This window comes from Pseudomonas sp. PDM17, assembly GCF_014851985.1.
GTDB lineage: Bacteria > Pseudomonadota > Gammaproteobacteria > Pseudomonadales > Pseudomonadaceae > Pseudomonas.
Window position 1 is genome coordinate 1 of record NZ_JACVAT010000009.1, and the last position, 12,725, is coordinate 12,725.

The 12,725-nt window shown below is 64.6% G+C and carries 13 protein-coding genes; 10 read left to right on the plus strand and 3 right to left on the minus strand.

Annotated features, from left to right (window positions below; translation table 11 throughout):
- Both IB256_RS26315 and fabV read left to right on the plus strand, forming a co-directional pair.
- Window positions 1-263: FAD-binding protein (locus IB256_RS26315; protein WP_225601973.1), on the plus strand; the 263-nt coding region annotated here is incomplete at its 5' end.
- 214 nt (window positions 264-477) lie between these two features.
- Window positions 478-1,674, plus strand: a complete 1,197-nt coding sequence (gene fabV / locus IB256_RS26320) for an enoyl-ACP reductase FabV (protein ID WP_192404657.1) — start codon at window positions 478-480, stop codon at window positions 1,672-1,674.
- Between the two features lie 55 nt (window positions 1,675-1,729).
- Here the strand turns inward: fabV and IB256_RS26325 are convergent, their stop codons facing one another.
- Window positions 1,730-2,677 carry an alpha/beta fold hydrolase gene (locus IB256_RS26325; protein ID WP_192295068.1) on the minus strand — a complete coding sequence of 316 codons (948 nt, stop codon included), beginning with the start codon at window positions 2,675-2,677 and terminating at the stop codon, window positions 1,730-1,732.
- Between the two features lie 97 nt (window positions 2,678-2,774).
- Here IB256_RS26325 and IB256_RS26330 point away from each other — a divergent pair, with 97 nt between their 5' ends.
- From IB256_RS26330 to IB256_RS26365, 8 genes are all read left to right on the plus strand, one after another.
- Window positions 2,775-3,602 carry a substrate-binding periplasmic protein gene (locus IB256_RS26330; RefSeq protein ID WP_192404658.1) on the plus strand — a complete coding sequence of 276 codons (828 nt, stop codon included), beginning with the start codon at window positions 2,775-2,777 and terminating at the stop codon, window positions 3,600-3,602.
- Between the two features lie 28 nt (window positions 3,603-3,630).
- Window positions 3,631-3,975: a DUF4398 domain-containing protein gene (locus IB256_RS26335; RefSeq protein WP_192295086.1), complete on the plus strand. Its 345-nt coding sequence runs from the start codon at window positions 3,631-3,633 to the stop codon at window positions 3,973-3,975.
- Window positions 3,972-4,799, plus strand: a complete 828-nt coding sequence (locus tag IB256_RS26340; RefSeq protein WP_405307454.1) for an OmpA family protein — start codon at window positions 3,972-3,974, stop codon at window positions 4,797-4,799. Before IB256_RS26335 ends, IB256_RS26340 begins: the two co-directional genes overlap by 4 nt.
- Window positions 4,800-4,951: 152 nt before the next feature.
- A complete protein-coding gene (locus tag IB256_RS26345; RefSeq protein WP_081518684.1) occupies window positions 4,952-5,587 on the plus strand; it encodes a response regulator transcription factor in 636 nt (211 codons plus the stop codon).
- A gap of 106 nt (window positions 5,588-5,693) precedes the next feature.
- Window positions 5,694-7,133: a PLP-dependent aminotransferase family protein gene (locus tag IB256_RS26350; protein ID WP_045212506.1), complete on the plus strand. Its 1,440-nt coding sequence runs from the start codon at window positions 5,694-5,696 to the stop codon at window positions 7,131-7,133.
- 283 nt (window positions 7,134-7,416) lie between these two features.
- Window positions 7,417-8,010 carry an RNA polymerase sigma factor gene (locus IB256_RS26355; RefSeq protein WP_192404659.1) on the plus strand — a complete coding sequence of 198 codons (594 nt, stop codon included), beginning with the start codon at window positions 7,417-7,419 and terminating at the stop codon, window positions 8,008-8,010.
- Complete coding sequence (locus IB256_RS26360; protein ID WP_192404660.1) at window positions 8,007-8,708, plus strand: hypothetical protein; 702 nt, start codon at window positions 8,007-8,009, stop codon at window positions 8,706-8,708. Before IB256_RS26355 ends, IB256_RS26360 begins: the two co-directional genes overlap by 4 nt.
- A 126-nt stretch (window positions 8,709-8,834) precedes the next feature.
- On the plus strand, window positions 8,835-9,401 hold the full coding sequence (locus IB256_RS26365; RefSeq protein ID WP_192404661.1) for a translation initiation factor 2: 567 nt from the start codon (window positions 8,835-8,837) through the stop codon (window positions 9,399-9,401).
- Between the two features lie 102 nt (window positions 9,402-9,503).
- Here IB256_RS26365 and IB256_RS26370 read toward each other — a convergent pair whose 3' ends face one another.
- Window positions 9,504-11,321, minus strand: a complete 1,818-nt coding sequence (locus IB256_RS26370) for a long-chain-acyl-CoA synthetase (RefSeq protein WP_192404662.1) — start codon at window positions 11,319-11,321, stop codon at window positions 9,504-9,506.
- 342 nt (window positions 11,322-11,663) lie between these two features.
- Window positions 11,664-12,485 carry an SDR family oxidoreductase gene (locus IB256_RS26375; protein ID WP_192404663.1) on the minus strand — a complete coding sequence of 274 codons (822 nt, stop codon included), beginning with the start codon at window positions 12,483-12,485 and terminating at the stop codon, window positions 11,664-11,666.
- Window positions 12,486-12,725 lie beyond the last annotated feature (240 nt).

A 12,725-nucleotide genomic window follows, 5' to 3' on the forward strand; every position in this document is an offset into this window, starting at 1 on the left:
CCGTCGGCGCTTCCCGCGCTGCCGTTGACGCCGGCTTCGTGCCGAACGACATGCAGGTCGGCCAGACCGGCAAGATCGTCGCTCCGCAGCTGTACGTGGCCGTCGGTATCTCCGGCGCCATCCAGCACCTGGCGGGCATGAAGGACTCGAAAGTGATCGTTGCGATCAACAAGGACGAAGAGGCGCCGATCTTCCAGGTTGCCGACTACGGTCTGGTCGCCGATCTGTTCGAAGCTGTACCGGAGCTGGAAAAGGCCATCTGAGCCCGATCCGCTTGCTGAAGGAACCCGCCCATGTGGCGGGTTCTTTCATTTCAGGTCCCTGATTTTTCTCGGGAAATGAGCGTTTTACTGCGCTGATGACCCATTGGTCACGAATCTTTGCCGAGAAGTCCACCGGCGAAGGTGTCTCATCTACAATGCGCGACGTCTCCAGTTCCTGAATGTGTTCAATCGACACCTGGCTACCGAGGTTTTCATGATCATCAAACCGCGCGTGCGTGGCTTCATCTGCGTCACTACCCACCCGACCGGCTGTGAGGCCAACGTCAAGGAACAGATCGAGTACGTCGAGGCGCACGGCCCCATCGCCAACGGTCCGAAGAAGGTCCTGGTCATCGGTTCCTCCACCGGCTATGGCCTGGCCGCGCGCATCAGCGCCGCCTTTGGCGCCGGCGCCGACACCCTGGGTGTGTTCTTCGAGCGCCCCGGCAGCGAGACCAAGGCGGGCACCGCCGGTTGGTACAACTCCGCTGCCTTCGAGAAGTTCGCCAAGGCCAAGGGTCTTTACGCGCGCAGCATCAATGGCGACGCCTTCTCCGATGAAGTGAAGAAAGTCACCATCGACACCATCAAGCAGGACCTGGGCAAGGTCGACCTGGTCGTCTACAGCCTGGCCGCTCCGCGCCGTACTCATCCGAAGACCGGCGAGGTCTTCAACTCCGTGCTCAAGCCGGTGGGCAAGGCCGTCAACTTCCGTGGTCTGGACACCGACAAGGAAGTGATCAAGGAAAGCGTGATGGAGCCGGCGACGCCTGAGGAAATCGCCAACACCGTGGCGGTAATGGGGGGTGAGGACTGGCAGATGTGGATCGACGCCCTGCAGGAGGCCGGTGTGCTGGCCGACGGCGCCAAGACCACCGCTTTCACCTACTTGGGCGAAGAGATCACCCACGACCTGTATTGGAACGGCTCCATCGGCGCTGCCAAGAAGGATCTGGACCAGAAGGTCCTGGGCATTCGCGAGAAGCTGGCCGTCACCGGTGGCGACGCCCGTGTTTCGGTGCTGAAGGCCGTGGTCACCCAGGCCAGTTCGGCCATCCCGATGATGCCGCTGTACCTGTCGCTGCTGTTCAAGGTGATGAAGGAGAAGGGCACCCACGAAGGTTGCATCGAGCAGGTCGACGGCCTGTTCCGTGAGAGCCTGTACGGTGCTGAACCGCACCTGGACACCGATGGTCGCCTGCGCGCCGACTACAAGGAACTGCAGCCGGATGTGCAGGACACCGTGAAGGACCTGTGGAACAAGGTGACCAACGAGAACCTGTACCAGCTGACCGACTTCACTGGCTACAAGTCCGAGTTCCTGCGACTCTTCGGCTTCGAGATCGCTGGCGTGGACTACGAGCAGGACGTCAATCCGGACGTGCAGATTCCGAATCTGATCCAGCTCTGAGTTTGCCCCAGTAGAAACGGCGCCTTCGGGCGCCGTTTCTGTTTTCCAGCCTGGTTCAGTTCGACGCGGTCACGGGGGCGTGGTTGCGCTGGAGGAAGTCCAGGTAGAGGCGGGCGGTTTCCTCCGGGCGCTCGATCATCGGCACATGGCCGCAATCGCGCAGGATGGCCACACTGGGTTTCTTCAGCAGTGGCTTCATCACGTCGATGCTGGAAACGTCCAGCACGCGGTCGCGGTCGCCCCACAGCAGCAGGGTCGGCGCAGTGATCTTCGGCAACTCGGGTTCCAGCGGGATATAGCGCTCACGTAGCTGCTGGAAAACCATGGCGTTGAACGCGCTGCGCTCCAGCGAGCGTTCCGCCAGATAGTCCTGCAGCCGCGACGGCAGCGGCGGCTTCTGTACGAAGACGAAGTCGAGCAGGGCGGGGAAGTCATCCACCGAGCGCAGCACCAGCGGGTTTTCGCCCTTCTTGAGGTGCTCGAACAGCTCGCTCGGGTGCGGTGCGATAACGCCGGCATTGTCGAACAGGCCGACTGACAGCACTTCCTGCGGATGCCGCGCGGCCAGCAGTGCGGCGATATGCCCGCCCATGGAGTTGCCGACCACGTGGAAGCGGCCGATGCCCTGTTCGCGCATGAAATCCGCCAGGCGCTCGGCCTGGGTGCCGACGTCGTAGCTGATGTTTGCAGGTTTGCTGCTGTCGCCGAAGCCTGGCAGGTCGACGGCGATGACGTGATAGTCGCTGGTCAGGAAGCGGGCGAAGCGCGGCCAGTTGCTCTTGTCGGCGCCGAAGCCGTGGATCAACAGAATGGTCTGGGCCTTATCCGGGCCGCCCTCGTAGTAGGTGATGTCGAGGTCGTCGACCTGCAGGCTGTTGGTGGACAGCCGGGCGCGGGCGCTTTCGACGTACTGCGCAGTCGCCAGCAGGGTGGAGGGGAAGGCATAGAGCACGCCAGCGGTGACGGCTATCGCCAGGAGAAGGGCCAGAAGGGCTTTCTTCATGAGAAGTCCTTATTACCAAATCAGGTCGGTGTGCTTTACGCTAGCATTTTGCGGCTCTAAGCATGGCCGTTCTTTCTTCTGGTGAGCGAGACTACCGATGCCCGATTGCTCCACGCTGATCCGTGCGGCGCTGTTGCTGGTGACTTTCTCCATTCCCCTGGCCGGTTCTGCAGCCGGCAAGTGCGAGCGCCTGGTGGCCACCGGAAACCCGGAATACCCGCCCTACCTGTGGCGTGATCCGGCGCAGCCGGAACGCCTGATCGGCGCCAACGCCGACCTGCTGGAGCAGATCGGCAAGGCGGTCGGGGTGAACATCCGGGTGATCTACACCGGCTCCTGGGCCCGCGCTCAGGAAGAAGCGCGGCTGGGTCGGGTCGACCTGATTGCCGGCGCCTTCCTCACGCCGCCGCGCCTGGAAACCATGGACTACATCCATCCGGCCTTCCTCACTACCGACAATGTGGTGTGGATGCGCAAGGACGCCACCACGCCCTATGCCGGTCGTGACGACCTGCGTGGCCTGAAGGGCGGTACCCTGGTGAACAACAGCTTCGGCCCGGACTTCGACACCTTCGCCAAGCAGGAGCTGACCCTGGAAGAGGTGCCCAGCCTGACCCAGGCCTTCCAGAAGCTGCTGCTCAAGCGCTCGGATTATGTGATCTACGAGCACTACCCCGGCCTGGCGGTCGCCGATACCCTCGGCATGGCCGACGATCTGCAGCCGCTGGAACCGCCGATCTCCAGCGAAGGTCTGTACCTGACCGTGGCGCACAACTCGGCCTGCAATGACCCGTGGCTGCGCGGACAACTGGCGAAAAAAATGACAGAATTGACGGCCGCCGGAGTCCCGCAGCGCCTGCTGCAGGACAACCTGGCCCGCTGGAAGGCCCAGCAGCTTCAGCCTGCCAGCACTCCCACCGAGTAGGACAATAGATTTCGTGATCAATCGACGGATGATGGTCGCCGGCCTGGCTTTGTTTGCATTGGCCGGCTGTGCGACGAACGACCCGGCTCCCAATGAACAGATGCGCCTCACCGAACAGGCGCTGGAACAGGCCAAGGCCGTGGGTGCGACCGATGACCTGGCCGAGCTCAAGCTCGCCGAGGACAAGTACCAGGCCGCCAAGGGCGCCCTGGCAGTCGGCTCGAACAAGAAGGCCCGGCAGCTCGCCGAGCAGGCTGAACTTGACGCCCGCCTGGCCGAGGCCAAGGAGCTGACGCGCAAGAGCGTCGAGCAACTGGCCGAGCAGAGCAAGAGCATCAACCGCCTGCGCAAACAGTTGGGAGAAGTGCAATGACTTCCGCACAACTGTTGCGCCGTGGCTCGTCGTGGATGGGGGCTCTTTCCGCCGTCGCGCTGCTGGCCGGCTGCGCCAACAGCCAGCTCAGCGAGAAGTCCCTGGAGCAGGCACGCCTGCAGTTCCAGGCCGTGAAGGAGGACTCCTCGGTGCTGCGCAGTGCGCCCAAGGACGTGATCCGCGCCGGCGAGTCGCTGGCCCGAGCCGAGCGCCTGTCCAACTACTGGGGCAGCAGCGACGACGTGCTGCAGTACTCCTACCTCAGCCAGCGCTACAGCGAAATCGCCCGCGAGCACAGCAACCTGGCCCTGAACCAGGAGCGCCTGGGCAAGCAGCAGATGGAGCGTGAGCGTCTGCAACTGGCGATGCGCGAAGCGCGTCTGCTCAACGTGCAGGAACAGAGCAAGTGGCTGGAACAGCAGATGGTCAGCCTTGCCACCAGCGAAACCGAGCGCGGGCTGGTGCTGACCCTCGGCGACGTGCTGTTCGATAGCGGCGAAGCGGACCTCAAGCCCGCCGCCAATCGCACCGTGCTCAAGCTGGTGCAGTTCCTCCAGCTCAATCCGCGCCGGGTGATCCGCATCGAGGGCTACACCGACGGTGAAGGAGACCGCGAGCAGAATCTGCAGCTGTCCAAGGACCGTGCGCAGGCCGTGGCTGACGCGCTGACCGATCTGGGTGTGGACGAAAAGCGCGTGCAGGTGCAGGGCTATGGCGAGTCTTATCCGATCTCGGACAACGCCTCCTCGCTGGGGCGCGCGCAGAACCGCCGGGTGGAGATCGTCTTCTCCGATGAGAAGGGCCAGCTCGGCGCCGAACGCTGATCCCTTCGCAATATCCCGTCACAGGAAAACCCCGGAAGCCTTGGCTCCGGGGTTTTTTGTCAGGGGGATCTCGAAATCTTTCGAGTGGCAGCTTGGCGAAAATAGCCAAGTGCGACTAATCCCCTCAGGGGAGCTGTAGACGAGAGAACGAGATGTCATCGGAAAAAAAGCTTTTCAATGTAATCGTGGCGGACCCGCAACCGATGATCGGTTGGGGCCTGGAACGCTATCTGCTGGAGCGCGAACTGGCGCAGGTGAAAGCCTTCGTCAGCGACACCGACAGCCTGCTGGATGTGCTCACTGCTCATCCCGAGGTCGATCTGGCCATCGTCGAGCTGGCGCTGCCCGGCGCCCGCGGGCGTGACGGTGTGCACCTCATCGAATGGCTGCAGCGCCACCATCCGGAAGTGCCTGTGCTGGTCTACTCGGTCATGGGCGCGCCACTCTTGGCCACCGCAGCGGTCAAGTGCGGCGCCGTGGGCTATGTCTGCAAACGCAACCCGCTGAGCCTGCTCGACGACGCCATCGCCCGCATCCGCAAGGGCGAAACCTACATCGATCCGATGCTGCGACCGCCGCGCCATACCGGCAAGCCGCTGAGCCCGACCGAGATCGATATCATCCGCCGCCTGGCCCATGGCGCCACGGTGGGGGAAATCGCCGAGCGGACCAACCGCAGTGTCTCCACTATCAGCACCCACAAGCGCAACGCCATGCAGAAGCTCGGCCTGACCACCGATGCGCAACTGGTGGTGGCGGGGCTGCTGGACTGGCTCGGGGAGATCTGAGCGAGCGGGGCGGCGTAACTGTATCGGACGGAATGCCTCAGACTGTTCTGGAACAGTTTGCACTTTTTGGCTACTGTTTCGGTTCAATGACCGAGGGATGGCCGTCATGTCCAATCTGCTGCTATACCAGCGCATCGCCCAGCAACTGGCGGAAGACATCCGTCGTGGTGTCTACCAGCCGGGCGAGCGCGTGCCGTCCGTGCGCAAGTTGAGCACTCAGCTCAACGTCAGCCACGCCACGGTGCTTCAGGCTTACGCCACCCTCGAAGACCAGGGGCTGATCCGTGCGCGCCCGCAGTCCGGCTTCTACGTGCACCGCACGCCAGCGCTGACAGCTTCGACCCCGGACATCGCCCGAGTCGAGCGGCCCGGGCTGGTCACCCGCAGCAGCATCATCAACCAGGTACTCGCCGAAGCGCGCCGCGAAGGCGTGTTTCCGCTGGGTGCTGCCGTGCCGCACGTGGACTACCTCCCGGTTCGCGCGCTGCACCAGCAGTTGGCCAAGGTCACGCGATTCTCCAGCCCGCGCGCCTTCAGCTACATGTTCAGCCCCGGCTACGAGCCGCTGCGTCGCCAGGTGGCGATCCGCATGCGTGACGCCGGCGTGGTGGTCGACCCGACCCAGGTGACCATCACCCACGGCTGCGTGGACGCCATCCACATGGCCTTGCGCGTGATGACCCGTCCGGGCGACCTGATCGCCACCGAGTCGCCGAGCTATTACGGCTTGCTGCAGTTGGCCGACATCCTCGGCCTCAAGGTCATCGAGATCCCCAGCGACCCGCTGACCGGTATCAGCCTGGAGGCCCTGCAACTGGCCGCCAACCAGTGGCCCATCAAGGCGCTGGTGCTGACCGCGCGTCTGAGCAATCCGCTGGGCGGCACCATTCCGGAAGACCGTCAGAAAGCGCTGCTCAAGCTCACCGCCGAGCACAACATCGGGGTGATCGAGGACGATATCTACGGCGAGCTGATGTTCGATCAGGGCCAGACCAAGGCGCTCAAGGCCCACGACCGTGATGGTCGCGTGGTGTATTGCTCGAGTTTCTCCAAGACCATTTCCCCCGGCGTGCGCATCGGCTGGATCATCACCGAGCGCTACCAGGAGGAAATCCGCCGCCTGCAGACCTTCACCACGCATTCAGCGTGCACCGTCACCCAGATGGGGGTGGCGGCCTACCTGGAGAACGGCGGCTACGACCGGCACCTGCGCTACATCCGCCAGGAGTACCGCAAGAACATGACCGCCTACCAGCTGGCGGTGCAGCAGTACTTCCCCGAAGGCACGCAGATGACCCGGCCCAAGGGCGGCTTCATCCTCTGGGTCAGCCTGCCGGCCAAGGTGAACACCAAGGAGCTGCACGTGCGCGCGCTGGAGCAGGGCATCAGTATCGCGCCGGGGCTGATCTTCAGTAACACCGAGCAGTTCAACAACTGCCTGCGCCTGACCTGCGGCATCCCGTGGGACCGCGAGGCGGAGCGGGCGATCATGACCCTTGGCATGCTGGCCTGCCAGCTCTGCCAGGAGGAGCTGATCGCTGCCTGACGGCTGTTCAGCGTCCCTTCATTGCTTGCGTCATGGGGCGCACTACCGTTCGCGGTCGTGCGCCCCATGAAGCTTCCGGCGCACGAATCGACCCGTTTCCACTCGCCGTCTCGTCCAAGGTCATTGACCCCTCGATGAGACCGATGCCGTGCCGCTCGACAGTCAAACCCTCCTGCCTGCTGGCCAGTGGCGACCCGGCGCTACACCAATACGCGCGACATCGGTGATACTGGACGGCTGGCGCAGTGCCTGCAGACACCCGCCCCGATACGGATCGAGAGAGTTGAAGATATCCCCCAAGGACGAAAGCGACGCGGCATTGCTGCGACGCTACCGACAAGGCGACGCCGAGGCCTTCGCCGAGCTCTACGCTCGTCATCGCCTCGGCCTGTTCCGCTTCCTCTGCGGCCTGTGTGGCGACCACGCCCAGGCCGAGGAAGTGTTCCAGGAAACCTGGATGAGCCTGATCCGCAGCGACAGCCAGCCGCTGGGTGCGGCCAGCTTCAAGACCTGGCTGTACCAGATCGGCCGCAACCGTCTGATCGACCATTGGCGCAAGCTGGGCCGTCACCTGGGCCGTCAGGAGAGCTTCGACGAGCAGCTGCACGGCGAGGCGCTGGCCGGCGAAAGCGTCGACCCCGAGCGCGAGCTCAGCCTGAGCCGCGACCGGCAGCGCCTGCAAGGCGCGCTGGAGTCCTTGCCGGAAGAGCAGCGCGAAGTGTTCCTGCTGCGCACCCATGGTGACCTGGAGCTGAACGAAATTGCCGAGCTGACGAAAACTCCGGCCGAAACGGTGAAGAGCCGGCTCCGCTATGCGATGCAGAAACTGCGTCGGTTGTTGTCCGACCCGTCGGTGACCGAGGAGGTGAATCCATGAACCGCGATCCGCACGAGCAGGACCTGCTCGAGCACTACCGCCGGCACAGCGATGAGCAGCCGTCGGCGCAGCTGGACGCGCGCATCCTGGCTGCAGCCCGTGCCACCGTGCAGGAGAAGAGGCCGAGTCTCGCCCAGCGCCTGCACCATTGGCTGCAGGGCGCCGGCAGCCGGCAGCGCTGGGGCGTTGCCGTAGCGGGTCTGGCAACCCTGGGCATCGGCCTGAGTCTGACCCTGCGGACCTACGAGGAGGCGCCGGATCGTTTCGATGCACCGGCCGCTCCGGCGATGATGCGTGCGCCGGCTCCCGCTCCGGCCATGGCACCGCCAGCGGCCCCGTCTGCCGCGCCCTATGCGGCGGAGCCGAGCATGGCCGCACCGCAGAGGGATAGCGTGGCTGCCGGTGCTTCGATGGACGAGCTCGCCAAGCCTGCGCCGATGAGCAAGAAATTGGCCGTGGAGAGTGCGAAGGCCAAGGTTCAGGCAGAGGCTCGCGAGCTTTCTGACGCCCAGGTGCAGGGAAAGGTGCAGGCGTTCGCGGCGGAGACCGACGAGCCGCGCACCAGCCTGTTGCATCTGCGCGACTTGCAGGACAAGGGAAAGAAGGAGGAGGCTGAACGTGTGCGCGAGAGCCTGCGGCAGCGCTTCCCGGACCTGGATATCGATCACGCCTTGAAGGATTTGCCTGACAACCCTTGATCAGTGACAGGCGGGGTTCAGATCGCGCCTGTCAGACTGATCGTCGTAATGGTTTGTCATGGCAAGGCTCTTGCTCTGCCTCGCATCTCGCGCCAGCATTGCGCGGTTTTTCTGACGGTCAGCTCCATGAAGATGTCCAGAATTCTCATTGTCGCCAGTTTGTCCCTGCTGCTCGCCGCCTGTGGTGATGAGCACAAGGACAAGGCTGCTGCTCCGGTTCCGGCTCCAGCGCCCGCTGCAGTGCCGGCGCCAGCGGCCAGCGCGCCCGCGCCCGAGCCGAGCGCCGAGCAACCGCGCGAGTCGGAAGCCAAGCCCGCTGCGGCCAAGGCCGTGGCCTCGCCCAAGGCGCCCGCGGTCGAAGCGGCCATCAAGCCCGAGGCCAAGGCGCCGTCGAAGACCCCGGCGCAGGTGAAGAAGCCGGTCGACCCTGTCGTCAAGCAGCCACTGCCGCCGGTGAAGCTCGATCTGCGCCTGCCCAAGGATATAGTCCACCCGCTCGATCCGGATAAGTCGGTGACCGAGTTGGAGGACAAGCCCCTGCTGCCGCAGATGTTCGGCGAAAAGACCGGGCAGAGCCCGTTCCAGGTGGGCGGCCGGTTGATCTCGCGCGAGCCGAATGAGCGCGAAACCAATGACGACAGCTGGCACTCGGATATTCGCGGCGCCGAACTGCAGTTCCAGTTCCGCAACTGACCCCCTCGGTTTCCCTGTAGGAGTGAGCCTGCTCGCGAACATCGCCGCGCCTGGAGCTCCAGACAAAGCTTTGCGAACAGGCCCGCTTCTGCGAAGGTTCGCTCAGAAGCGGTGAACGCCGTCGCGAATCGCCTCGAACAGCGCGCCGTCCAGCGCCCGGTAGTCCGCCTCGCCGGGTAGTCGCACGAACAGCGCCTCGGTCACGGCTGAGGGGTCGTAGGCGTTACGCTTGAGGTCGGTCTTCTTGTACTTGAAGGTCCCGGTGGTCTCCACCTGGACCAGCAGGCGCAGGAATAGCGGCACGGCGTAGGCCGGTAGCTCGCGGTCCAGGTGCGCCGCCAGCAGCGCGGCGTCCAGGCTCGCGCCATCGGCCAGGCGCAGCGCGGCCATGCCGCAGCGGCCGTTGGTGCCGGGAATCTCCACGCCGTAGACCACCGCATCCTCCACGCCGGGGAAGGCGCCCAGGGCGTTTTCCACTTCAGTGGTGGAGACGTTCTCGCCCTTCCAGCGGAAGGTGTCGCCGAGGCGGTCGACGAACTGCGTGTGCTTGAAGCCGATGTCGCGCATCAGGTCGCCGGTGTTGAACCAGGTATCGCCTTCCTTGAACACGTTGCGGTAGATCACCGCCTCGCTCTTGGCCGGGTCGGTGTAACCGTCGAACGGCCACTTGTCGCTGATCTCGCTGATCAGCAGGCCAGCTTCGCCCTTGTCGACCTTTTCCATGAAACCCTTGGCGTTGCGCACCGGCTGGTCATTTTCCAGGTCATAACGAACGATCGCGTAGGTTGCCGGCGAGAAGCCCACCGTATTGTCGAAGTTGAATACGTTGGTGAAACCGATGTTGCCTTCGCTGGACGCGTAGAACTCCGTGATGCGCTCGATGCCGAAACGCTCTTTGAACTCGTTCCAGATCGATGGGCGCAGGCCGTTGCCGATCATGCAGGTCAGGGTGTTGCCGCGCTCTTCTTCGCATTGCGGCTGGTTGAGCAGGTACCGGCAGAGCTCGCCGATGTAGCCGAAGCAGGTCGCCTGGTAGGCCTGCACGTCCTTCCAGAAGGCGCTGGCGGAGAACTTGCGGCGCAGGGCGATGGCCGCGCCACCGGCGAGCACGGCGCTCCAGCAGACGGTCACGGCGTTGTTGTGGTAGCAGGGCAGGGTCAGGTAGAGCACGTCGCTGTTCGTCAGCCCGAGCCCGGAGTGGCCGAAGCCGCCGTAGGCCTTGATCCACTTGCCGTGGCTCATGATCGAGGCCTTCGGCAGGCCGGTGGTGCCGGAGGTGTAGATGTAGAAGCAGGCGTCCTTCAGACGTACCCGCGCTGTCTCGGCGAGGTTGTTCGAATCCTGTTCCTGCGCCAGACGCATCAGGCTTTGCCAGCCGGCCGGGGCCTGTGCCGAGTCTTCACCGTCGGCGATCCAGTAGCAGCGCCCGCCGCTGTTTTCCAGGGCCGGGCGGACGTCCTCGAAAGCCTCGCGCAGTTCCTCGCCGACCACGAAGTGGCTGGGCTTTACCAGGTTGAGGCTGTGGCTGAGCACCTGGCCGCGCTGGGTGGTGTTGACCAGCGCGCCGATGGCGCCGAGCTTGGCCAGGGCGGCAAGTACCACCATGAGTTCGGCTCGGTTCTCCAGCATCACCGCGACCACGCTGGCGTGGCCCACGCCTTCGGCCTGGAAGGCCCGCGCCAGGCGGTTGGCCCAGCCGTTGAACAGCGCGTAGGACAGGCGCCGCCGTTCGTCGATCAGCGCCGGGCTGTCCGGGTAGAGGCGCGCAGCGCGCTCCAGCGCCCAGCCCAGGGAGAGGTTCTTCTCGCGGTTGCGGATGCCGGTGTAGTACAGCCCGCGCAGCATGCGTGGCACGCGACCGAGGGCGGCCGGCAGGTGAGCGAGGAAGCGGGTCGGGGTGATGATATCGGCGTGGCTCATTGACGCGTGCCCTTATTGTCATTGTTGTCTGGCGTGCAGACGCTCCAGCGCGACTCTAGGTCGGCCCCTGGCGGGAGGCTATGGCCCGGGCGCGCGTGTGGCCGGGCAGATCGGCAAACCGGCCGGCAGAGCGTTCATCGCAGTCTAGGAGGGGATGGCCGGACGACCAGGGCGGGTTTGTGTCGATTGGTAAACGTCACAGGGCGCGCTGCCCGCGGCTATGCGGCGGATAACACGTGCCGCGTCATGCGCCCTACGGGGAGCTGGTGCCTGGAAGGGACGTAGGGCGGATGACCGCTCGCGGTTATCCGCCGTTGGCCTTAGTGCGATGGGCGGCAGCGGTCAGTCGAGGAAGAGATCGGGCACCAGGCTGCCGCCGTTCGGGTCGAAGCGGTACTGCTCGAAGTCGCTCTGGCCCTGTTCGCGGAGGATGTCCTCGTCGATCAGCAGGCGGCCGCTGATGGCGCGCTCGCTGCTGGAGAGGATGGCGTAGGCGGCGTCGGCCATGATCGCCGGCGTGCGGGCGCGTTTGAAGGCGTCGCGGCTGCCCAGTTCGAACTCGATGGCGGCAGTGGCGATCATGGTCTTCGGCCACAGGGCGTTGACGCTGATGCCGTACTTCTTGAACTCCTCGTGCATCCCCAGGGTGAGCATGCTCATGCCGTATTTGGTGACGGTGTAGGGGCCGTGCTGGGCGAACCACTTGCCGGCCAGGTTGATCGGCGGAGACAGGCTGAGGATGTGGCCCTTGCTCTGCTTCAGGTAGGGCAGCGCGGCCTGGCTGCAGACCATCACGGCGCGGGTGTTGATCTGGTACATCAGGTCGAAGCGCTTGGGCTCCAGGCGTTCCACGCCGATCAGCTTGATGGCGCCGGCGTTGTTGATCACCGCGTCGATCCCGCCGAAGTGCTCGGCGGCCTTGGCCATGGCGTCGCGCACGGCGTTCTCGTCGCGCACGTCCAGTTGCAGGGCCAGCGCCTTGCCACCGGCGGCCTCGACTTCCTCGGCGACGCTGAAGATGGTGCCTTCCAGTTTCGGGTGGGGCTCGGCGCTCTTGGCGGCGATGACGATGTTGGCGCCGTCGCGGGCGGCGCGTAGGGCGATCTCGCGGCCGATGCCGCGGCTGGCGCCGGTGATGAAGAGAGTCTTGCCTTTGAGGGACATGGTTGGGGCTCCGTGTTCTTGTTGTCTTTGTCGGACGGAATCGCGGATGAATCCGCTCCTACGAAATGTGCTTTCTGATGTCTGGTGCGCTCGGGCCTGCCCTCACCCTAACCCTCTCCCGGAGGGAGAGGGGACTGTCTGCTGCAAGGATGAATGGCGTGCCTCCCTTTTGCTCCGAACGGCTCCCTCTCTCTCAGGAGCGGGGCGCCCAGCCGGGGCTGGGGTGAGGGAAGCCAAGCT

Coding starts and splice junctions, on each gene's coding strand:
- IB256_RS26365 (WP_192404661.1), top strand. CDS start 8,835: ATGAAGATGTCCAGAATTCTCATTGTCGCCAGTTTGTCCCTGCTGCTC.
- IB256_RS26325 (WP_192295068.1), bottom strand. CDS start 2,677: ATGAAGAAAGCCCTTCTGGCCCTTCTCCTGGCGATAGCCGTCACCGCT.
- IB256_RS26335 (WP_192295086.1), top strand. CDS start 3,631: ATGATGGTCGCCGGCCTGGCTTTGTTTGCATTGGCCGGCTGTGCGACG.
- fabV (WP_192404657.1), top strand. CDS start 478: ATGATCATCAAACCGCGCGTGCGTGGCTTCATCTGCGTCACTACCCAC.
- IB256_RS26360 (WP_192404660.1), top strand. CDS start 8,007: ATGAACCGCGATCCGCACGAGCAGGACCTGCTCGAGCACTACCGCCGG.
- IB256_RS26345 (WP_081518684.1), top strand. CDS start 4,952: ATGTCATCGGAAAAAAAGCTTTTCAATGTAATCGTGGCGGACCCGCAA.
- IB256_RS26370 (WP_192404662.1), bottom strand. CDS start 11,321: ATGAGCCACGCCGATATCATCACCCCGACCCGCTTCCTCGCTCACCTG.
- IB256_RS26340 (WP_405307454.1), top strand. CDS start 3,972: ATGACTTCCGCACAACTGTTGCGCCGTGGCTCGTCGTGGATGGGGGCT.
- IB256_RS26330 (WP_192404658.1), top strand. CDS start 2,775: ATGCCCGATTGCTCCACGCTGATCCGTGCGGCGCTGTTGCTGGTGACT.
- IB256_RS26350 (WP_045212506.1), top strand. CDS start 5,694: ATGTCCAATCTGCTGCTATACCAGCGCATCGCCCAGCAACTGGCGGAA.
- IB256_RS26375 (WP_192404663.1), bottom strand. CDS start 12,485: ATGTCCCTCAAAGGCAAGACTCTCTTCATCACCGGCGCCAGCCGCGGC.